The organism is Neobacillus sp. (assembly GCF_031988165.1).
In the GTDB taxonomy this organism is placed as follows: Bacteria; Bacillota; Bacilli; order Bacillales; family Cytobacillaceae; genus Neobacillus; species Neobacillus rhizosphaerae.
Genome location: NZ_DALZYO010000059.1, coordinates 1 through 22322 on the forward strand (window position 1 = coordinate 1; position 22322 = coordinate 22322).

At 37.9% G+C, this 22322-nt stretch carries 25 protein-coding genes; 4 read left to right on the forward strand and 21 right to left on the reverse strand.

What is annotated here, in order from left to right; all coding sequences use genetic code 11:
• The 9 genes from RTR43_RS23805 to RTR43_RS23845 form a co-directional block, all read right to left on the reverse strand.
• A partial coding sequence (locus RTR43_RS23805) for a dihydrofolate reductase family protein (RefSeq protein WP_396954620.1) occupies window positions 1–253 on the reverse strand: 253 nt, incomplete at its 3' end.
• A 618-nt stretch (window positions 254–871) separates the two neighbouring features.
• Window positions 872–1279 carry a hypothetical protein gene (locus RTR43_RS23810; RefSeq protein ID WP_312476148.1) on the reverse strand — a complete coding sequence of 136 codons (408 nt, stop codon included), beginning with the start codon at window positions 1277–1279 and terminating at the stop codon, window positions 872–874.
• Complete coding sequence (locus RTR43_RS23815; RefSeq protein WP_312476149.1) at window positions 1260–1733, reverse strand: MerR family transcriptional regulator; 474 nt, start codon at window positions 1731–1733, stop codon at window positions 1260–1262. Before RTR43_RS23815 ends, RTR43_RS23810 begins: the two co-directional genes overlap by 20 nt.
• A 614-nt stretch (window positions 1734–2347) precedes the next feature.
• Window positions 2348–4306: an ABC transporter permease gene (locus RTR43_RS23820; protein ID WP_312476152.1), complete on the reverse strand. Its 1959-nt coding sequence runs from the start codon at window positions 4304–4306 to the stop codon at window positions 2348–2350.
• Complete coding sequence (locus RTR43_RS23825; RefSeq protein WP_312476154.1) at window positions 4296–5060, reverse strand: ABC transporter ATP-binding protein; 765 nt, start codon at window positions 5058–5060, stop codon at window positions 4296–4298. Before RTR43_RS23825 ends, RTR43_RS23820 begins: the two co-directional genes overlap by 11 nt.
• 185 nt (window positions 5061–5245) lie before the next feature.
• Entirely contained in the window at window positions 5246–5443 is a 198-nt protein-coding gene (locus tag RTR43_RS23830; RefSeq protein ID WP_312476156.1) for a hypothetical protein, read from the reverse strand.
• Window positions 5444–5754: 311 nt separating this feature from the next.
• Entirely contained in the window at window positions 5755–6000 is a 246-nt protein-coding gene (locus tag RTR43_RS23835; RefSeq protein ID WP_312476159.1) for a hypothetical protein, read from the reverse strand.
• A gap of 319 nt (window positions 6001–6319) precedes the next feature.
• On the reverse strand, window positions 6320–6817 hold the full coding sequence (locus RTR43_RS23840; RefSeq protein ID WP_312476162.1) for a DinB family protein: 498 nt from the start codon (window positions 6815–6817) through the stop codon (window positions 6320–6322).
• A 295-nt stretch (window positions 6818–7112) separates the two neighbouring features.
• Window positions 7113–7304 carry a tetratricopeptide repeat protein gene (locus RTR43_RS23845; RefSeq protein ID WP_312476198.1) on the reverse strand — a complete coding sequence of 64 codons (192 nt, stop codon included), beginning with the start codon at window positions 7302–7304 and terminating at the stop codon, window positions 7113–7115.
• 188 nt (window positions 7305–7492) lie between these two features.
• Between RTR43_RS23845 and RTR43_RS23850 the strand changes: the two genes are divergently transcribed.
• Window positions 7493–8605 carry an aminopeptidase gene (locus RTR43_RS23850; protein ID WP_312476200.1) on the forward strand — a complete coding sequence of 371 codons (1113 nt, stop codon included), beginning with the start codon at window positions 7493–7495 and terminating at the stop codon, window positions 8603–8605.
• Between the two features lie 270 nt (window positions 8606–8875).
• Here the strand turns inward: RTR43_RS23850 and RTR43_RS23855 are convergent, their stop codons facing one another.
• From RTR43_RS23855 to RTR43_RS23875, 5 genes are all read right to left on the reverse strand, one after another.
• Complete coding sequence (locus tag RTR43_RS23855) at window positions 8876–9094, reverse strand: hypothetical protein (RefSeq protein WP_312476166.1); 219 nt, start codon at window positions 9092–9094, stop codon at window positions 8876–8878.
• A gap of 46 nt (window positions 9095–9140) precedes the next feature.
• A complete protein-coding gene (locus RTR43_RS23860) occupies window positions 9141–9476 on the reverse strand; it encodes a hypothetical protein (protein WP_312476169.1) in 336 nt (111 codons plus the stop codon).
• 197 nt (window positions 9477–9673) lie between these two features.
• Window positions 9674–9913, reverse strand: a complete 240-nt coding sequence (locus RTR43_RS23865; protein WP_312476171.1) for a hypothetical protein — start codon at window positions 9911–9913, stop codon at window positions 9674–9676.
• Window positions 9914–10032: 119 nt separating this feature from the next.
• Window positions 10033–10371 carry a hypothetical protein gene (locus RTR43_RS23870; protein ID WP_312476174.1) on the reverse strand — a complete coding sequence of 113 codons (339 nt, stop codon included), beginning with the start codon at window positions 10369–10371 and terminating at the stop codon, window positions 10033–10035.
• 157 nt (window positions 10372–10528) lie between these two features.
• Window positions 10529–10816, reverse strand: a complete 288-nt coding sequence (locus tag RTR43_RS23875; protein WP_312476176.1) for a hypothetical protein — start codon at window positions 10814–10816, stop codon at window positions 10529–10531.
• A gap of 1259 nt (window positions 10817–12075) precedes the next feature.
• Between RTR43_RS23875 and RTR43_RS23880 the strand changes: the two genes are divergently transcribed.
• The gene (locus RTR43_RS23880) at window positions 12076–12588 is read left to right on the forward strand and encodes a hypothetical protein (protein ID WP_312476179.1); all 513 of its coding nucleotides are present in this window, start codon (window positions 12076–12078) and stop codon (window positions 12586–12588) included.
• Window positions 12589–12839: 251 nt separating this feature from the next.
• Here RTR43_RS23880 and RTR43_RS23885 read toward each other — a convergent pair whose 3' ends face one another.
• The 7 genes from RTR43_RS23885 to RTR43_RS23915 form a co-directional block, all read right to left on the reverse strand.
• A complete protein-coding gene (locus tag RTR43_RS23885; protein ID WP_312476182.1) occupies window positions 12840–13532 on the reverse strand; it encodes a hypothetical protein in 693 nt (230 codons plus the stop codon).
• A 180-nt stretch (window positions 13533–13712) separates the two neighbouring features.
• Window positions 13713–13850: a hypothetical protein gene (locus RTR43_RS23890; RefSeq protein WP_312476184.1), complete on the reverse strand. Its 138-nt coding sequence runs from the start codon at window positions 13848–13850 to the stop codon at window positions 13713–13715.
• Between the two features lie 99 nt (window positions 13851–13949).
• Window positions 13950–14258 (reverse strand): hypothetical protein, encoded by a 309-nt coding sequence (locus RTR43_RS23895; protein ID WP_312476186.1) that lies wholly within the window; start codon window positions 14256–14258, stop codon window positions 13950–13952.
• A 205-nt stretch (window positions 14259–14463) separates the two neighbouring features.
• Window positions 14464–17190 (reverse strand): winged helix-turn-helix domain-containing protein, encoded by a 2727-nt coding sequence (locus RTR43_RS23900; RefSeq protein WP_312476188.1) that lies wholly within the window; start codon window positions 17188–17190, stop codon window positions 14464–14466.
• A gap of 1354 nt (window positions 17191–18544) precedes the next feature.
• On the reverse strand, window positions 18545–18796 hold the full coding sequence (locus RTR43_RS23905; RefSeq protein WP_312476190.1) for a hypothetical protein: 252 nt from the start codon (window positions 18794–18796) through the stop codon (window positions 18545–18547).
• Window positions 18797–18937: 141 nt separating this feature from the next.
• Window positions 18938–19312: a DUF4304 domain-containing protein gene (locus RTR43_RS23910; protein WP_312476192.1), complete on the reverse strand. Its 375-nt coding sequence runs from the start codon at window positions 19310–19312 to the stop codon at window positions 18938–18940.
• A 276-nt stretch (window positions 19313–19588) separates the two neighbouring features.
• Window positions 19589–20356 carry a GNAT family N-acetyltransferase gene (locus RTR43_RS23915; protein ID WP_312476194.1) on the reverse strand — a complete coding sequence of 256 codons (768 nt, stop codon included), beginning with the start codon at window positions 20354–20356 and terminating at the stop codon, window positions 19589–19591.
• Between the two features lie 526 nt (window positions 20357–20882).
• On the opposite strand from RTR43_RS23915, the gene RTR43_RS23920 reads away from it, so the two are divergent.
• The gene (locus tag RTR43_RS23920; RefSeq protein ID WP_312476196.1) at window positions 20883–21050 is read left to right on the forward strand and encodes a hypothetical protein; all 168 of its coding nucleotides are present in this window, start codon (window positions 20883–20885) and stop codon (window positions 21048–21050) included.
• Window positions 21051–21395: 345 nt separating this feature from the next.
• Complete coding sequence (locus RTR43_RS23925) at window positions 21396–21935, forward strand: CBO0543 family protein (protein WP_312476197.1); 540 nt, start codon at window positions 21396–21398, stop codon at window positions 21933–21935.
• Window positions 21936–22322: the final 387 nt, after the last annotated feature.

The following is a 22322-nucleotide window of genomic DNA, read 5'->3' on the forward strand; positions in this document are numbered from 1 at the left end:
TTTCTTTACTATGAACTAATTCCCAAATTTCTTTTTCAGTATCAGTATCTTCAATGTCTGGATTAAATTGTCCCCATAAATCGTAACTTTTTCTTCCATACAAAATAGTATCAATTTGATTTAAGAAATTAATAAACCCCATCTCAGAATCCATGATGCACCAATCAACTTCCCCATTTTTCCCTTCAATAAAACCATCTAAAGTAACTGCTAAATCTAAAATTATTCTTCTGGACCTTACGTTATTGGACATAATTCTTCCTCTCTTTAATCATTTAGATATTGTTTCACTCGCAAAGTTTTTTATATTTCATTATTTACAGCATTTATTTCTGAATAAAGTTCCTGATGTTATTAAATCAACCTACCTTAACTAATAACAATCATCTCAAAATGGCGCTATTTCCACAATTAGATATTCAAGAATATGGCCCTATAATGAAAAAAAGCACTGTTCCTTATTAAAGGAAAGCGCCCTTTAATTGAATAACCATTTACTTAAACGTACCATATATCCCTTGAAGTTACACAGATTTTTAAACGACTTTTTTATTACTCAACAACACCTTTTAACCATGTATCATTCATTAATAACGAACTCCAAGGGTTCGCCCCCTTTCGCAGGGCTCCAAATAGCACAAAGGGACACGCATCCTGACCTCATCGCTGCCAGCGATGCGCTATCCCACCTTGGTTAGCTTCACTGCCCCAATATTCGATAACAACACGACTTTGAATGTGCACAACTTTGATCATAAACATATTTGATCAAGAAAGACCAGAGATTGCTTACTATATAGCTTTGAGCGAGTCTGCAAGTTAGAAGACAATTCGGACATCTCTGTTACTGTAGCTGCTAACTACCGGATTGTTATTTCTTCATAGTTGTGCCCAATATGATCAAGGCAACATAGATTACGATGGCAATCGAATCTATAAACGTATCCTTAAGAGCCGAAACGTCAAGTAATGCCGTTATGCCAAGAATGACCATCAGTCGGACGATCAGGATCGTCGCGATCATCCATGCGGCAAAACGGATCTTCGATCGCTCACTTTGGAATGACATGAAAATGAATGCGATGCCGAAGACCAGATTTTCCGCCGTTATAATGTGCCAAACATACGTGAATACCGTCCGGGTATCCATGGACATCGCCCTAATGTCGAGCGTCGGTAGCACAGCGGATTGCCCGTTCCATGCATGCGTGACGGCAAACAGCATCGCAAGAACGCCTGCAATCAGATAATAAAAATTCCTAACCTTGATGTTGATCACAACCCTCCTTAGAAATTCCCGGTTCATTCTCTCGGATATCCTTGTAAAGCTCACGGACGAATTCTGCCAACCGTTGGTCGCTTTCGTTATTAAAGTCCCTTAACGTTTCGGCTGCCATGTTGAGTAGCCTACTGACCTTTTCCAGATGGTTAATCTTCTTCCGCGTTTCTTCGTTCTTAGCATCGAAGAACGCAGCAACCTCTTCACAGTAAGCGAAGTCGATATTTTCCATCTTGCGGAAACCAAGTTTCCCCCTGATTTCGTCAAGAGAAAAGTCCGCATACTGCATGATCTGAATATTCATCAAGTCTATGAGGTCGTCCCTCGAATACCTGCGGTACCGATTGTCTTCCCGGGACGGCGAGACGATCCCAATCCGGTCATAATACCGAAGTGTATCCTTGGGCATCCCAAGTATCTGTGTAACCTCTTGAATAGAATAAAGTTTTTCCATGAATTCAGAATAACATTTGAGTTGACTCCAATGTCAAGTCGTTTTTTGACTTTTTTCTCGATATGTGTGCGCCGACGTTCGGATGATGTGAACAGCCGGTCAGTTCGATCAAACGTACTTCACAAACCGGCATTTTACGAAAAAAAGTTGGATAAAAATGGATTTTTTTCCACTGGATTTAAGTTTGGTTTTTATAAAAAAGTTCAATCATTTTCTATCTGTGTTACTCAATAATCTGGTCCTATAATGGAAAAAACACTGTTCCTTATCACAGGAAAGCGCCCGATTGTGGAAGATCAATGCCATCCGTTAATAAATGAGGCTGTTGACCCAACAATATGTGAAACTCCAGCATAGGTGCCTACAGTACAAATGTTACCAACATCAGTTTGATTCAATTATTTATTGTTTATAATGTGAGATAATTAAAGTACACTTCTCTTTCTTTATCACCTTTCCCATGTACAATTACTGAATTCGTTGAGAAATACTGGTCATTCACAACCCTTACATTTAACGGAATACGCATCGGTATTTTTGGTAATCATATGTCGCATTCGTTAGGAACAGGCAACTTCGGCACCCATTAGTTGAAATTGAGCTTTTAATCATCTTTACTGAGTCAAATTTAAAAACATTTTCTTCCTAGCATATAGATAAAACCCTATTTGTATCAAATGGTATATTCCTGCAACGATTAAAAAATGCAGTAGTATCTGAGGATTTTCCATAACCCCTCCAATATCCTTTGCCATCGCAACAATATAAAGGAAAGCTAAAGTAGTCCCAACAAAAGTCGGAAGAAAAAATAAGGTTGTTATTTCCTTTGAAATGATTTGCTTTACTTCTTTTGCAGTAACCCCTATATTATTAAGCTTTTTATACTTCTCCTTTTCCTTCTCAATCTCTGAGAAAAGATTCAAATATAAAAGAATAAACGATCCAAAGAAGAAAATAACACTTAATATGGTTGTTACAAAGAACAATATACCATTAGAGTTTTTGTTACGATTATAATCTTCTACTTTAGAGGAAATTCGAAATAAAGATTCTTCAGAATTATCCTCTACCCGAATATCAGTAATTGGCGGGGTATTTTCATTGTAGGTTTTAAACTTTTCACCCAGTTTGTCAACAACATTTGTTGTCTCTTTCCAGTTGACAACATTGATTAAATGAATATTTGATTCAAAACCATCTAAGCTATTTTTTAGTTGTTTGAATTGAGGATTGCCTACAATTATAAAGTCCTGTAGATTGCTTAGGATATTGATGTTTTTCTCAACAATTATTTCCTTTAATTTATAGGATTGCTTTCCATCTATGAATGGAAAGCCATTATTTAGGTAATATTCGCTTGCATCCGTGTACTTTGGGTCTTCATTTATATAATATAAAAATTCCTTATCCTGCAGATCGTTCTCACTGGATGTAAATTTATTAAATTGATCTAGTGACATAAAATTATAGACATTGGGCCAGTTACTATTATTCTGTTTTTGATAGTAGGAATATATCGGTACCACCAGATGTTTTTGTACAGGATTATTTTTTTGATCAACTATAGAGTAGAGTTCTTCTATATCCAAGTTATTTTTACTTTCAGTTTGTAAAAATGCAATATCATAAGGGTTTCCTTCAATTGCTTCCTTTTCAGCTGACATATAAGTGAACAAATTTATCGTACTATACAAAATAGTCACCATTATCATCACAGTCACGAGCATAAGAATGGAGGTCAACTGTTTGAATTTATAATCCAGACTCGTCAGAAACAGAAGTCTGCGGTAATAATAAGATTTACTTTTTTTAGCGAGTTCTATGAATAAGCTGGTGAATTGATAAAGGCTAATGTACAATCCTAATAATGTTAGCATTGTCCAAAGAAGTAGATATTCCCCACCCGCAACAGGATCTGTATACGTGTAATATAGCCCTAGAATAGAGCCGATGACAATTCCTACACCTATACCGCCAATTAGTGGACTTTTCATCTTGATTGATTCTGCAATTTTATCGCTTTTTAAGCTAAGAACTATATTTTGATTAAGTACGAAAAAGAGTGATCTCCCAACTGCTACTATAAATACAACCAAAAAGATAATTATCGTATACAGTAACATTTTACTGTTTAAATGAAAGGAGATTCCTTGTATTCCAACACTACTCATTAATAATAAAAAGAAAATGCGGGAAAATATAGTTCCTGCCAGAATACCAGAAGCTAGTGAAGTAAAGGCTATGATGAAATTCTCCAACAATAACAATTTGCCTATATCACGATTAGACATTCCTAATGTCATAAAAAGCCCAAACTCACTTTTCCTTCGTTTAATAAAAATACTGTGAGCATAAGTAATAAAAAATACTGTGAATACTACTAGAGCAACCCCCGGAACAGTTAAGACATATTGTATTGATTCTGTCTTTTTTACTTGGACTACCTGCTCGTTAAAATACACAGTCGAAAATATAAAGAAAAACATGATTGCAAAACAGTTGCATAAGTAGTAAAAGATATACTTTTTGTAATCAGCCTTTGCCATTTTCCAAACAATTTGATTAAAAGACATCCGTTCGCCCTCCTAAGATAGCGAGGTTATCCATAATTTGATTTAAAAATTCTTTTCTGCTTCCTTTCCTCACAATATGTGAATGAATAGAGCCGTCCTTTATAAAAATAACTTTCTTGCAAAAACTTGCAGCAAATACATCATGTGTAACAAGGAGGACCGTTGTCGAAAGTTCATTAACTATCTTTTCAAAACATTCCATAATGACAGTTGATGATTTTGAATCCAAGTTACCCGTTGGTTCATCAGCTAAAACGATACTCGGCTCATTCACCAAAGCACGGCTTACCGCAGTTCTTTGTTGCTGTCCACCTGATATATTATAAGGATATTTATTTAAAATTGATTCAATCTCAAAGAGACGGGCAAGATCTTGAACCCTTTCATCCATTTCGATAGCCGTTTTCTTTTCTAGTATCATTGGTAGAATTATATTTTCCTTTACTGTTAAACTGTCTAACAGGTTAAATTCCTGAAACACGAAACCTAATTGATTACGTCGAAATACCGCTAATTTATCTCCTGATATTTCACTTATTTCTTGACCTGCAATAGTAACTTCACCAGATGTAGGTTTGTCAATTCCACTTAATACGTTAAGTAAAGTTGTTTTACCACTGCCTGAAGGGCCCATTATTGCAATAAACTCCCCTTTATTAATTGAAAGGTTCAACCCGTTTAACGCGGTTGTTGAACCCTCACCACCTAACTCTCCATAAATTTTAACAATATTACTTGCATCTAAAATGGCCAATGTATTACTCCTTTTTATGAATGAAATAGATTATTTGGTCAGTATTCTCAACAAAAAGCCCATTACATGCTTTTGTGTATCCATAGGTATCATTATTGCATCCTTCATTTTGGGTTATTTGTCGATAGTTCCCTTAATATTAGAAGCAACTAAATGCTCTAATTTCATTATTATAAATGACTTTATCAAGGTTTATCATTTAACATAAACCCTATTGCCATAAGAATAGGAAACAATATGACAAACAGGATAATGAGTACAGGCAGTAATATGCCGACGTATTTTTTTGTACCATTCTCTTTCAACTTAATGGATAGGATGCTTGCTATAATTCCCAAAGCAAAAAGAATAATTGCCACCGCAAACATAATCTTCAAACCCACTACAATTCCGCCATTTCCTTTTTGATTACAACAAAAATGTGTATAAATTTCTTTAACATAGACAGCAATCTAATTTTACCGTATTTTTCCTTGTAATAACCACCGTTTTGTTGAATTACAATAATTCCGGAGCACCAACCGATGTGACGAAAGCCAATTTTTGTACCATCCTTTGAATGAACTGTTGATCCGATCAACGAATTAATAGCGTGGTATCAATCGATTTCGGATAAGGGTAAAGGTAATAATAATTGCTACACATGCCTTATAATTAAATGAAATGCGGATATGCCTTTTATAGCGTCCCCATACTATTCTGAATTCATTAATACCAGCCGCAATAATGTTCTAGTATCTTGAATTCGGTAACCTTTACCCAAAAGCATCAAACATGACAAAATGGATAAATAACTGGAAATCAACTCCTCCGAGTTACCCTCAATAATTACGTCTGCTAGCTGACCCTCCCTAAACAAGGGCAGCAAATGATCAACATATTCATTCCTAGGATTTTGATTAATAATCTGTTGGGCTTCCTCCTTTTGGGGTAGTACCATCGAAGCTGTCACCACCTACAATAAGGAAATGGCAAAATTACAATAAGTTATTTGATTTTAAAACTTCAAACACGTATACCCCCGTCCTGTTTTAGATGGGGGTAAAATAAAGTAGTTAAATTTTTTATAAAGGATGCTTTAGCAATAAAGTCGTTTACAAATCTAAGGATTATTTCACAATCGCGACCGATTCTTGAATATCATTTTTGTTATATTGAATATAAAAATGGATTCAGTGCGCAAACTGAGTTAAGAAATGAAATAAATTCTGAAAGTACAAAAAACCGGCAGGCGCCGGCTTTTTTGCATCATGACGATATCAGCTCTTTTGAGCTTTCATTGCTTCCCATTCTTCTTTGCTAGGACCATATACGCCAGGAACTTTCAATTCAGCTTGTCTCATAAGGACAGTCAATTGTCCGCGATGATGAGCCTGATGTTGAATTAGCAGACGGAAAACAGCCTGAACTGGCATGTCCATTCCAAATAAATTCACCATTTTGTTCATTTTTTCATCTGATACCTGTTCAGAAAATGCTTGTGTTAACCGCTGACTTACTATTTTGTATGTCTCGCTGATTTCAGCAGCTGATTTCGGTGCCTCTTTTTGAAGATTAGGAATCTCAAATTTTAATCCAACCTGTGAAGGAAAGTAGTAAGCTGCTCCAGTAATATGCCAAGCCAGGCTTCCAATGTTGTTTAATCCTGGAGAAACCTCCTGATTCAACGATTCATCCGTCAGCACATCCAGCACTTTTTGGGTAGATGCTGCTTCTTGTTTCCATTCGTTTAAGAAATCATTTACTGATGTAAACATTCCATTCCCTCCTTAAATTAGCAAATCCTTTATTTTTTAAACAGGCCTTTCAAATTCATTGTATCATGTTCAGCTAACCATCCGCTTCTCTCAAAGGCATATTAATTTAAATTATCTGTTTTATTTGTTATTCGTCAGTTTCATCAAGATCTTGCGCATAAGCCAAAATTCCACGTTTAAAATAATTTAGCTTAGTGTCCATTGTGGTTTCCATTATATTAATGAGGAGAAGTTCGACACTATCTTTGTAATTCTTATTATTATACAGTGCCATAGCGAAAGTTACTTGAATAGCTCAATTTTCCGGAAATTCCTTCATTCCTCTACTTAACGTTTCCACCGCCTGTTGGTAGTATCCCAAGTAACGATATGTACTTCCAAGACCTAGTAAGCATCTTTCAAGATCTGGGCCAGAAAGTCCCAGATTTAAAGCCCGCTCATAATAAGTTATAGCCTCCCAACCCATACCAGAATTATCATAAGCTATCCCAGTTTTTAAGTAAGGACGTCTTTAAATATAATACTTTTTTTTAGTATATATAAAGGGGTTTTGTAACTAAATATAGAAATTTAGTAAGATATGTCTTTTCATTTCTAACATTAATGATCATATTTGAACATAAATCTGGATTTAATTTCAGTTAAATAGATCGAATATAATAAGGAGTTTTTATGATGGATAATCGTTTTACGAAATTAGCAGATGTTTTGGTTAATCATTCTATAAAAGTTCTAGCTGGAGATCATGTGTTGATCCAAAGTGTCACTGAGGTTGACCGATTAGTTGTACAATCAATCGTAAAGGCGGTTGAGGAAGCTGGTGGTTATGCACATGTTTCAATGCGTGATATGGCTGTTACACGTCAATTGATTCTATCAGGTTCAGAAGAGCAGTTTAAAATGCTCGCAGATTGGGAGAGCTATCGTCTGAGTAAAATGCAAGCCTATATTAATCTACGCAGTCCTCGAAATGCTTATGAATTAGCTGATATACCCTCTGATAAAATGAAATTATATCAAACGATATTCGGTAAAGCGCAAAGTGAAGCCGTCTATAAAACAAGATGGGTTACAACTAGAATTCCTAATGCTTCTTCTGCACAAGAAGCCAAAATGAGTACTGAGGAATATGAGGATTTTTACTATAAAGTTTGTACGTTAGATTACAATAAAATGTCTAAAGCGATGGATCCGTTGAAAGAATTAATGGAAAAAACAGATATGGTAAAAATCATTGGAAACGGAACTGATCTTAGTTTTTCGATTAATGGAATTGGGGTATTAAAAGGTGATGGAATCGATAATATCCCTGATGGGGAGATCTACACTGCGCCTGTAAGAGAATCAGTAAATGGTATTGTAACGTTTAATACAGCTTCTGTAAACCAAGGTTTTTCATTCGAAAATATCTCGTTAAAAATTGAGAATGGTAAAATCATCGAAGCACATACAAATGATTCTGAGCGAATCAATCAAATTCTTGATACCGATGAAGGGTCAAGATATATAGGAGAATTCGCCTTAGCATTTAATCCGTATATCTTACATCCGTTGAATAATACATTGTTTGATGAAAAGATAAATGGCAGCTTTCATTTAGCAATTGGAGATTCATTAGATGGTGCAGATAATGGAAATAAATCAGCTATTCATTGGGATCTTATCAGTATTCAAAGACCTGAATTTGGCGGAGGAGAAATCTGGTTCGATGATGTGTTAATTAGAAAAGATGGTCGATTTGTATTACCTGAATTAGACGTATTAAATGAAGATAATTTAAAAATGTAGTTAAAACAATTTAACTTTTTCAAACAAACGAATAGCGAATTTTTCGCAATGCGTTTGTTTTTTCTCATGAATTTTTCATGAAATTCTAGTTTACATAATGGTCTTTTTTCGGTAATAAAAAAGGATCAATATTAGGATCCTTCTTCATTAGTTGTTCAACTAACGAACCCGTTACTTTAAGTACAATTTTTCACAAAGATTGCTGCTAATTTATATATTTACAGGAATGCTGGCCTATAGTTAATTAAAAAAATTTCTTTATAAGTGATACTATGAACAGCAGTATATTGCATCATCAAAAGCATCTTCTGGTATGAGTATTATATCTTCTTTAACTTTATAAGGAATGTTATTTCTTTTCAATTTATCTACACTAAGACCAGTTCTAATATCACCCCAGAGTACATACTTACCACTATATTCTTTTTTGCAAGCGCCAGTTATTACCACAATTAAAATACATACTAATAATATCTTGATTTTTTTCAATGGTTCTGATCTACTCCTTTTGAAGGTATAGCAGCAGGAGATCCTGTTATTTTAATGGACCAGTCACCTCAAGGCATTTTCCATTATACGCGTCCATCCTAATGGTTGGTTCTTCTCCATTTTTAGTTTTCAGTGTTACCCTCAACTCGCGTTGATTAGTGAATTGATTAAAAAAACCACTCTTTGTATCAATAGACAATTTCTCCAGTTTAACGTCAAAAAAATTAATATCAACGGCTTTTATTCCCAATTCTTTTGGTGGAAAGTTCAAACACAAAAATGCATAATCTGTGGCTTTCCCAGTTGTCATTATTGGCTTTTGGTATGCATATGCAAAACAATTGATAAGAATAACTAAAATGCGGAAAACTTCTTTCTTCAAGTTTGTGGCCTTTAACACGTTTCAATCACCATATCCAATATCGTATAAAAATGTAATTCGACAACCTCTCCAAAATTCCTGCCTTATTGCACTATCCTGCCAGTTAGCTCAATATTAAAAGGAGCTGCCGCAGCACCTCCTTGTGTAACTCTTGCCCCGTTGAATAAGACAAGGTAGTTTAAAATATGGTAATAGCCTCAACTTCGTCCCATATATCCCTCAACTTCGTCCCATATATCCCTCAATTTTTTTCCATTTATCGTTCCGTTATCCAAAAGTTCTTGAGGGGTTTTATAATAAACAAAATCTTTAAGATCTCCCCTAAACCCATACCCATCTTTTGCATTAATATTTATATATACTTTCCCTTTATACCTAAACTCAATTTCGTGCCCCATTTCTATATCTCTTTCAAACTCCACGAATGAATAATCCATACTTTTCCACTCCCACAAAACTATGTCGTAAATTTTCTAAAATTAATTAAACAATCTTTAAATTCCACGAGGAACACTAATTTTCCTTCTTAAACCTGCCTGTTAAGAAAGATGCAGAATTAATACACACTAAATATATCATCAAATACTTCACCTGTTTCATAATCAAAAACCATTCTATATTCGCCTATCACTGAATCATCGTACTCAAAATTGAGTCTTATAACTACGTGATTAAAGTCCTCATCGGGATAGTTGGTAATTGTAAAAGAAACTGTATTAATATAAATGGAGAGTTTCTCAGATTTAAATCCTTCCTTAAATGTTTCTTCATATTCTTCAGGGTACTCTTCCTTCCAACTATTAAAATTCTCCCAAAACCCTTCAATAGTTTCTCGCTCTAAATCTTTCTCTAGAATCCAATTTTTAAAGTCCTTTACATTTATAAAATTGGACATTTAAATCCTCCTATAAAGGCATAATCCATTGATTTCTTCATTGAAATTTTTAATTCCTTATTGAAGTAGATATTGGCAGGTTACTTCAATAAGAAAAGCCGCTAAAAAAGGCTGCTGGATTTTAAACTCTTGCACCACGTTAGTTCAATAAAAATAATCAATTAATTTCTTCTAATAAGGCCATTGATAAAATAATAACTTTATCTTTTAACTCATCTAATTCTTTTAACTTTATCTCTAATGCCCTTTTTTCCCATCGATGATACTGTTCTGGTAATGGATATTGTTGCAACTGACAGTAATATTCATCAAAATCGTAATAAATAAAATCATAACCCGCTAGGCGCAAAGCACTTAATTCAGCACAACTTTTAATAATGTTTTTTCTTCCATCAATCATTTGTTGAAGAATTAGTTTAACCTTTTTATTTATTTCTTTAGCCATAATTTGTTTCTCCTTCTTTAAGAAAAGCCCCGTTTGTTTAAGTGCAATATATCACAATCTTTTTTTTGAAAGGCTATGTTAAATAATATTTGTAATTTTGGTTTTATAAATCTAAGTACTCGAATAAGGCCCTTGATTTTATTTTTATTGAAGTAAAGCTCGTAAATTGAATAATTTTCTAACTATTAGTTACAACATCAAGTAAAATAGAACTAGGATTAACACGCTTTAATTTTTCCTATTCAAAGGACGTTGGTTTAATAATGATAAACGAGAAAATGGAAGAACAAATAGAGGATGAAATATCTAGGGCACAAACAATTTATTTTAATTGCGGTCGGTGCCCAGCAATGTTTATAATGGGTGCAGAATGGATTGATACTTCAATAGTTGCTAAGATTGCAAGTTGCTTGCTTTCATTCTCCTACCCTATTTTTATCGCCGCTGTCTTTACCAGCAGGTATTTCGCAAAATGGCAGATTCAGATGGGGAATTATAAAATAGCCAGACGGATTAACATTTTCCCCATTTTTTTCATTATCGGGCCTATACTTCTATATATATATTTAGGACTTCTACCAGAGGGGGAGTAGGAGATTGAATTCTTATACTATCCTGCCCCGTTATCTCAATAAGTTCTACAAAAAAGAGCGTTAATCCTTCTTTTACTGAAAAACCGGAATGTAAAAAAATCGCTGAATTCCAATGGTATCAAGGGTTTCAAGCGATTTAATCATCTACATTTATTCACGTTAAAAGGATTTATGCGGAGCGAGCCCATTACCCTTGATGTAGGAGACCGTTTAATCCCCCTTTGATTGAAAAGGGGGATTTTTACATCCATTCATCATACATCTCCTTCCGGGCATGGTCGTACAATCGGGCATATACACGGGTAGTCTCAAACTTATCATGGCCTAAGAGGGGTAGCGTCAGGAAAATGCGGATTTACAACGTTAAGGAAATTTCAATATTAAAAAGTCTAATTTCTCAATTTAATGCTGAGGAATTAGGCTTTTTTCATTGCTCCATTAAAGCGCCCGATTGTTGAAGATCTAAACTACTTTTTTTGTTGAACTAATGCAACCGTTACTTTAAGTACAATACTTCACAAAGTTCTAATCAAAAAGTTGTTAAGTTAATTCCTTTAACCATCTCTCGAACCATTCAATGGGCAGATTTACTTTAGAAAAATCCATTAAAGAGTGAATCGATTTATATGTTAAAATATTTTCAAATGAATAAATGGAGTGTAGAAAATGCAGATAAAAATTGGTGATTGGGTAACTCAATATAGTGCTGGAATTTATCGCGTTGAAAAGATATTCGAATTTAAGAACCGTGAACCGATTGCGGTTTTAAAAAAGGGATTTACAAATAAGTTAAAAGCCTCTGTAAGGTGGGATTCTTGTTCAATTTCATTATGTGAAACCATAAGTGATGACTTATTAAAAGAGATTAAATCCATTTTCGAAAACAACAGTAAATTTTCAAAAAAGTTTAACGACTATGTTATCCCTCCAATTCAAATGTTGTTTAATACTAATATTGTTCTGAAGGATAAGCAGGATAAAGAAACTGTAATTTCTCAACTCAAATTTCCCGAAGAAGGTAAGAACATTCAACAGGTTGAATCACTACTTATAGAAAATAGTATTGAAATATTAGGCTCGGTTCAATCCAAGGATAGTGTGCCTTTTCAATTAACTTGTTTTGATTATGAAACAGATTCCGATGGAGAATTTATTTATAGAGACGCACGATTTATATAAAAGGAAAATATAAGCAAAGAGCTAGGACATCCTAGCTCTTTTGTGTGAAATATAATGTGAGTTACCTAGCTAAAAACTGGTGACCACCACTGTAACCGCAACCCCGTTGTTTAATTAAAGCGCCCTTTAATGGAATAATTAAGATATTTCTCAATCCTATACTCAGTTAAATGTTCTTCAACTAACGACTCCAATAGCTTATGCCTAGTATTGGAAGATCGCCTATTTATTTTTAACTTAAAATATAATAATCAAATCCGCTTAGACCAAAGCGAATATCCCAGCCAGGCCAGACTTAATCCCACTGGCACTGCAAATATCCGATCATACGGGTGATGGACCAGCGAAGACAATAGGAGGGGCAAAATTGTCCCGCAGGCAAGCAAACCGGCCGCCCAACGCGACAGGATGGCGGCGCGGAGCGTAGCGATGCCAAACAGCAGGCCGCCGAGCAAATATAGTCCCCCTGTCAGCAAATATACCGTTGCGAGGGCCCCGAGGTTCATCTCGCCGGAGGACCCTGTGACAATCGCCAAGAAGCTCTCCACAAACTTCGGCGCTTCTGTCGTTAGCAAAGGCAAGATAAAGGCTTCGGCGAATTGAAAGGCCATCGTGAGCGCAAAGAAGAGACTAAACAGGAGATAGCCTGCAAAACCCAGCCAACCGGCCTCTTCCACTTGTCTGGCGTAGATCCCCGTAATGCCGAGAAGGCCGAGGAGGCCCATGGCGACGCTCAAGTAGTGGACGATTGCCCAGCGACCGGTGCTGACTGACGAAAGAATATCAGCGGGATGGATCGTCTGAATGACAATGAATAGGATCCCTGCCGCTATAGCTGCTAAACCTGCACTACGAATGAGATTCGGGGCAGTTATCGCGGCACGCCTCTTGGTGTGCGGATGCTCGCTCTGTTTTATTACTGTGGTTTGTTGATTCGTTTTCATATATTTGTCTCCTTTTTTTCAAATGATTTTTGTCCCTTGAGTCAAAATTCGTACAGTTCAGGTTTGTTATGTTCCTTCGTGGAACCGTGTGTTTCACTCATTCTTTACCTCCTCCTTTTCCTCTAGTGGATGCATCTCCACGTCGTTAAAGCCGTAGAGCCTGATCTTGAGCAAACTAGACTACCGGAGCGGATACCGTAAGCCCAAGATACATAGAAGCGAGAAGGAAGTCAGCATACAGGCGACCACACCGTCCTTTAGCTCCCAGGACATATCTGGATGAATGATTTTATCGATGGCTCCCGGCCATTGCACCAATGCGAGCCCCACGACGACGAAAAGATACAGCCCTCTCAGCAAATGAAGACGCAGCAATGAACTTGGTTTATAGCTTCCGTTTTTTTGTTTAAATCCATTTTATTGGCTCCTTTTTTTCAAATGATTTGGATCCGTGTTCGCGTTGACATCTTGACTGTTCGCCTGTTTGGGATCAACCTGAATGACCGAAACCAATGGCAGGCCGAGATCGCGCACTTTCCTGAGCAAGCCGTGCAATGCGGGCTGATCGACGACCTGGACAGAGAGGATGGTTGTTCCGTCGCTTTCGTGGGTGAGGCTTAGCGCTTCAAAACAGTAGGTCCACCGGGCATCAAGGTGACCCTTGAGTCGAAATTCGTACAGTCCAGGTTTGTTATGTTCCTCCGTAGAACCGTGTGTTTCACTCATTCTTTACCTCCTCATGTTCCTCCTGCGGATGCATCTCCACATCGTTTCATATGTTTCTTACGTAATCAAAAAATACATCCACATGTGGTGAGACGGCATCACCACATTTGGTGATTGACATGGTGATTTTTTAATTGAGGGCGTTTCTGAAAATAAAAAAAGCCCGGCAATCCTGCTAGGGCGGGGGTTGACCTATCTGGGCTCGCTATAACAAATCGAGTTCCTTAGAGCGTCGGACTGCTGCCCGACGGTTGTTAACTTGAAGCTTATCGTAAATGTTCTTGGTGTGGGTCCGTAGGGTGTTGAGGGACACCATAAGTTCGCGGGCAATATCCGGGCCACTCAAGTCGGTTCCGAGCAGACGAAGCACGTCACGTTCACGTTCGCTTAACGGTTCGATCAGCGGATCGGTCACAACCTGCTTTCCAGTCGATCTTCCCTCAGCCTTTCCAAAGGTTTTCAAGAGGCATCGGACATAGTTCGGGGCGATCCCTTGTTTCAAGGCCGCTTCCAGCAGGGAAACCATGGGTCGGTCTTCGTCCACGAAGATACGGACGTAGCCCTCCGGCTCAGCCAAGGTCAGGGCGCGTTCCAGCGGTACTAGCGCAGCAGGGATGTCGCCCTGCATATGGAGAGCAATCGCCTGTACGACCAGGATTTCGATCACACTTCCCGTTCTTCCGCCTTCTTCCGCCGCTTGGAGGAGTCGCTCCAGAAATCCCGTTGCCTCATGCATGGAGCGGTCCGCACGGTCTCTCTTATACTTGAGCAAAAGCACCCTGGCCAAAGTGATATGCTCAAATTCGCGCTGGTAGCAAAGGTCATCCGTGGCGGACATGCCCTGCTCCCGTGCCCAGTCGAGTGCTTCATCCAACCTCCCCTGCTCGACCCACACCCGTGTCTTCAACGCCTTTACAGGACGTACATCCAGGAAAAAATCACTTACATACAGGTGCTCTGCCTCGCGGAGCAGTTCGAGCGCGCCATTCAGATCTCCTTGAGCCTCCCGTATTCGAGCCATGGCGACGCGCCAGCGATATCGGTATTGCGGGAACCCGGTGTGTACGCCCTGCTCCTCGCTTCTCAGCAGATGCTGCGCGGCGGCATGCAGATCGTCATGCTCACGACAGAGCTCGCTCATTCCTACGTAAATGTCCGCAGTTCCCCGTAGTTCAGGCTCGCTATGATCCGCCGCAAGCTGCAATCCTCGCTCATAGATACGCGTCGCCTCACGGAGTCGGCCTTGCGCAATCAGTATTTCAGCCAAAGCGATAGCGCCATTGATCGTGTCAGAGATGGCACCGGCCCGTTGCACGCTAGCGATGCCTTCGGCAAACATACGGCGTGCTTCCTCGAGGTCCCCGCTCCTCCAGCATGCAAGTCCCAGGAGCGCTGTTGCTGCTCCGCGCGGGAGTTGGTCGTCCTCGGCCACGAGGATGAGCGCCAGCCGCGCGTATTTCATGGCGGCGGGCACATCACCCAAAACCAAGGCTAGTCCGGCACGGTACACGGCGATCAAACCCGGGAGACGGCGAAACTCCTCTTCGTCCACGACGACCATCTCGGCCTGCAGGGCTTGCTCCCGCTCTTGCTTGACTGCCGTTGTTTCAAGCCACTGTTCGGCGTCTCGCAGTCGGTACTCAACGTCATCTAACTTGCCGCCTGCCAGTAACGCCCCGGCATACCAAACGCTAAGCACAGGCCTGTAGCAGATCAGCTCATCCGGGAGCGCTTTCAGCCACCCCAACATCGCAGCCTCCTGTCTGCTCCTGCGCAAGGTTGGTATTGCCAACTCGACCAGGTTCGCCGCTCGCGCAAAATCCTCGGCGGCCAGCGCATGGCGGACCGCGTCGTCCGCCGAGCCATTCTGCTCGTACCATATGCTCGCGCGCCGATGAAGCTCAGCTACCTGGTCGGGCTGATCCGACCTTAAATGCGCAGAGAGAACCTCGGCAAAGAGGTGATGATAGCGATACCATTTGCGTCTGTCATCCAGCGGAACGACAAAGAAGTTGCCTCGCTCCAGGGACCGGAGCCGCGCGACACCTTCTTCCTGGCCGGTGACGGCATCGCATAATGGGCCATGCAGCCTGTCGAGAATGGAGGTCTGAAGCAAGAAGCTCCGGATTGGGTAAGGCTGACGCTGCAGAACCTCTTCGACAAGATAGTCCATAATGTACCGATTGTCTCCGGCGAATTCCCGAATGAACGCAGGAATGTCCTTGCGCCCCTTCATCGAGAGCGCCGCGAGTTGGAGCCCCGTAATCCAGCCCTCAGTACGGGTCTCCATCGCAGAAATTTCGTCTGCTGTAAGACCCAATCCCATCACCTGATTGAGGAATGCGGCCGCTTCGTCGGGAGTAAAGCGCAGGTCGGTGTCGCGTAACTCGGTCAAGTGGCCCCGGGCGCGTAACCGTCCCAAGGGAAGCTGCGGATTTTCACGGGTGGCGATGACCAGGTGCATTTGCGGAGGGAGATGCTCGAGCAGGAAGTTGAAAGCATCGTCGATCCATTTGGCATCAATAACATGGTAGTCGTCCAGAACGAGGACGAAGTTATACGGGAGAGCTGAGATTTCATTGAGCAAGATCGTTAGAATCGATTCGGTTGACGGAGGCTGTGGGGATTGGAGGGCACCAACCACGCCTCCTCCAAAATTGTCCTCAATCGTCTGCAGGGCAGCGACAAGGTGAGTCAGGATGCGAGTAAAGTCGTTATCCCCTTCGTCCAGTGACAGCCATGCGATAGGTCGATCACTACCGACTACCCATTCGCTGACCAGCGTAGTTTTGCCAAAGCCAGCGGAGGCAGAAATGAGGGTCAGCTTGCGGTCTAGACCTTCGTTCAGCTGATTGAACAAGCGCGGCCTTTGTACAACTTTAGTTCGTGGCAGGGGGATATACAGTTTGGTGGATAAAATTGGATTTATCATAGTTTTATACTCAAACGAAAGTGGCGTTCGCCCATATATTCAAACATAATTGATTGCCCCTTCCTATGACTTCATATCCATCATGATATCTTCAATAAGCTTTTCTCCACAACAAGTTACATCGACAAAAGGCACTGAAATATTTCAATCATCAATTATCTTTTAAAGCTCAAAGATAAAATGTATTCCTTTTTTCAGTCAACCAAAGGCATCGTACCATAGCCGAGATATAAAGTTGGGTATCACTTTTGGTTAGTCCAGTCGAGTTTAGCCCCTTTTCATTACCTACAACCGTTAATATTGAACATTTCAGTCTATGGGCCAGTAAAGGGGTTAGTTATTCATAAGGAATGCTGCTGCCCAATGAATTGGATAAATCTTTGATTTCCGAGAGCATCGTTTTTTTACATAAAAGAAAAACGGTTCCAGAAGATAAAGGATTCTGTCGTCACGTATTCACCCACTTCAACTTATACTGGCGGTTACTTAATAGGTACAATTCGACATGAGTACCGTCTATCCCTGTTCAGGGGTATCAAGAAACTTCCCTGCACATGACTTCCAAAAAAAAGGTTTTTGATACAGGGATGTCAATTGTGATGGAACATTTCGAATTTTATTATACGAATTGTAAAAGGTTGGGGTGAAATAACTAGTATCGAGCTCTTAAAAGAATGTTTAAAAGGTACGATTTCAGGATAGTAAATTAAGCATTTTGAAAAAGTTAGGAGTAAGCAATTGAATAAAATAATTACTCCTAACTTTTTCATGTGATTATAAAACTTGAACTAAAATAGTGCGGAAGCATATCGTTGCCATAAGTTTTTTGGGGAAACATATCCTTGCCGTAAGTGCTAAAATCATACTGGGAGTCAATAAAAACGGTGAATTTTTCCTTGTGATTTTAGCGATAGTTAAAAAATGCTTTTTAAAATGCTGTGATACCAGGCTTTGGCAAGGAAATGCTTCAAAGCTCGGCCAGATTATTGTTCAAGTCACACCTCTGTAGTTCGTGCCTCAGAGATAAGTAACCGGGTCTCATCTTCCGCGAATACACAACCCGCGTTCCGAAGCCTGTGAATTATCCATTTTTCCGTTTCATTGTCTAGAAATTTTTTCCCTATTTATCTCACCATGAAAGCATATTTATAACCTTATATTCTTTAAAAATTGGAGATATCCTTCTTCAACAAAATGGCCCGATTGTTTAATAAGAGCTACAGTCGATTCTTCCACTAAACTGACTGTTGTTGAAGAATTTCCAAAAAAATAAGCGTTAATTCTTAAAATAAGCGTTAATCCTTCTTGGATCAACGCACACGTTAGCTTAATAAGGATAGGGAAAAAAGCAGGTTTATAAAACAATTCGTCCTGATTCAATATCATCATTAATTGCTACCTTGTATTCACCATTGCGAATCCTTTTTAGCATTTCTCTTCCTTTCTCCTGTTCACCGTTTTCATAATAAAAAATCCCCAACTGATACATCATTTGTTCGTCAATTTCTCTTTTTGGTTCTTCATTTTTAAGATATTCAATTAATGACTCTGCATCAGGAATTGATTGAAAGAAAGGGAGTATGACCTTTTCAATATCCTCCACCAAAACTTTATCGAACCCTTCGCCAGTCTTGACGTTGTAACGATTTTCCCAATTAGATTCAAATGATTTCTGCTTTTAAATTTCAGCTTCACTCAATTCCGATTCATAAAAAACAACAGAAGGTTTCTCTTGGCTATACGCTTCTTAGTAAAACCAATCATCAACCCTGGCAGGCAAATTATACGCCCATTTTACCACTTCACCGAAAGAAAGACCGCAAATCGTTGTGTTAAGTTTATTGCTTTCCTGTATTCCAAGTGTGGTGTATAGAGAAGGGATTGCGAGGCTTATGTTATAAGTAAAACTTGCAGTCGTTCGATGATTTCCTCCTGAATATTGCACTTCACAAATTTCGATAATCCCTTCGCGTTCTCGATAAAAAGTCTTTCCTTTCTTTTTGAATCCGTGCTTTTTAAATTCAGGTGTAATCACCTGTTTAAAGGCATCGTGCAACATATCCTTGTAATTGTATTTTTCAATAAGTTTATTGTACTCTTCCTCATTAAAATGATTATTCATATCCAACCTCACTTCGAATACCAATGATTACATTAACATTTTGAACTAATCGTTATTTACTATTCAACTCCCGATAGTTTAAGTATAATCCTTCACAATCTCTTCTACGCCTTAATATAACTACAATCCCTAATTATTGCTGTTCCAGAATCCAGTACAATACAAAAAGACACCTTCTTATTCAAGAAAAGCGCCCTATAATGGAATTACAAAATAGATATAACTTAGCTTATTTTTCTTCAAGTAAAGCATCCTTTAGCTTAATAAGAAAACTCCTTATTCAAATACAACCATTTCTCCGACATCTATAAATCCAAAGCGCTTATAGATATTTTTTCCATCCTCTGAAGCCTGTAAAACAACTGGTTTTTGTTTATCCTTTGTTTGATTTAGAAGGAATTGAAACATTTCACTGCCATATCCTTTCCCTCTAAATGTTTCTTTTGTCATCACATCATAAATACCATAACTATCTTTGGTTTCTATTAATAAACCAGTAGTTACAGTCATTTCACCTATGCATCCAATAAACATTTGAACTTCTGAACCTAATTTTATTTGTGAAAACTTATTAAAATAACTTTCTAACGCATCTTTTTCTGGTGAACCTCCAAATAGACTTATAAAAACATCTTTATATTCCATAAGTTCTTCATTATTTCTCACAGGGGTAAGCATAAGCTGATGGGAATTACTTTGACCAATATTAAGAGTATTTTCAAGTTTCATCATTACATTACGTTCTGATTCTTTTAGGTCATATTCTTGTATAAGTTTTTTCCAGTCATCGTTTAAAAACTGAGCATCAATCCAAGTACTAAAGGGATATTCTTTAAAAGAAAAATTATCGATTCCATGTCTAATCTTAACTGCATTTTTGATATTTGGAGATTTCGGCAATAATACATTGAATGTATCAGTGGGAATTTCTGTATTCGCTATGAAAAAATCTTCTTCATTTGTAAGTTCTCCACTAACTGCATGAGTAAATACTTTTAATTTTTCTTCAAAATTGTTTATAACTAATTGTTGATTTGTAATCATGTTTTTGCACCTTCCAAATTAATTTAGCGCGCCCTCTTTTTTTATTATAGGGTAAATTAAATTCTAATAAATTTTGTTCACGGTATTTATATCCTCCCATAATTTTCAGAAAACATTGAAGCGCTTCATTTCCTTTCCTCCACAATCTTGCCCTTTAATGGAAAAAAAGCACTGTTCCTTATTACAGAAAAGCTCCCGTTTGTGGAAGATCATAAGTACATGTCTTGTTAAACTAACGCAACCCGCTAGTTGAAGAAGGAACAGGAAAATTACAGTAACAAAACTTCGAAGTAGTCCGATAATAATTGTTCTATAATTAGATTTTTATCATTAAATTTGGAGCAACAGATTTTATTGTCAAACCAAATTTTAATGGTCTTGCTCCAGCAATTAGAAAACTATTAATTGATTAGCATTTCTTTATTGAAGTGCTATTTTTTATGATTCATATTTCATTTTCTTTTAATGAATTTTTTTAAATCTAATGAAAGAAAATAATTTAAACTAAATGATGGAGATGATTAAAATGAACTACCACAATAAAAATCTAAATATTCTCGGTGTCAATGTACGTGCTCGAAATGGTGAACATGAATGTGAAAATTATGACCCATTTGAAAACCCTATAATTCATAAACGAATTGACGGAAAGGAGATTTTACCACTTGATGTAGCAAAATTATGGGGGAAATAACTATTTCCTCCTTCCTTTTGAATCGACTTTTATTCGTACTGCGATACTATTTAACTAATGCACGTTCAATTTAAATACCCAATTCTGCTAAACATGGTGTACATAAAACAATCGAAATATCATAAATAAAATCAATATTGTGAGCTAAGAATATATCTTTATTCTCATTTCTTTCTCCGCAACAATAGCATGGATGTTTCTTGCCCTCTTTACTTTCGCTTACACTTAATATTGACTCATTCCTTCCTCGTACTATGGAGCAAAAATGATTTATTTAACATCTTTTCAAGTTAATGTATTCATTAGTAACCCATTGGAGAAAATAATTTTCGAAAGGGTGATATCATGTTTGATCGCATAGAAAGTCTATTCAGGCAATCAAGTAAGTTGAAAATTGATTACTGGTTAGCACATGATTTATTCGGTGTTCATTGGTGGTTTATCTTAATTGTAAATCTCATCTCGCTGATTTTTCTTTTTATTTTTATTGATAGAAAAAGGTTCCAACTAATATTGATTGCGTTCCTGGTTAGTTTTACTGTGATTAGTTACTTAAATGAACTTGGTCATTTCTATGGATTTTGGTCGTACCCACATCAATTTCTTGCCTTCTTTCAAAGTTTTAATGCAGTAGATTTTGCTGTAATTCCTGTAATAATTACACTTATATACCAATATTTCAATAAATGGAGTATTTACATGATCTTGACAATGGTTATATCTGCTATTATTGGTTTTATTGCTGTTCCAATATTTGTGCACTTCGATTTGTACAAGTTGCAAAACTGGAATTCGTTCTACTCGTTTTTGACATTAGTTGTTTCAGGTTGTTTAGTGAAAATTTTAGTTGATTTTATTAAAATGAAGTCCAAACATCACGCTTAACTTCATTAAATTAATCTATCCCACTCTTAATAAAGTGGCTTTTTAATGAACATTATTGCTCTAAAATAGGTGAACATCATGCTTGATTTTAAACTTTTTAAGGACTGCCCCGACTGTTTATGAACAGGATATGACTTCAGTGATGGCGATCAATGTGACTCCTACGATGGCACAGGCGAAAGCATTGACCGGTTTGCTAACGATTAAGAGGATTAAGTCCTCTTAATCGTTTATTTCGAGATATCAGTCAACGACAACATTAGTTCGCAATTTGTGTCAATTGCGAAGTAAATAACCAATTCCTTGTTGAACTATTCTGCCCGTTAGCCCTACATGAAGCGCAAAAACCGGCGCTTCACCACAGAGAATGAAAATGGTTACAAACCG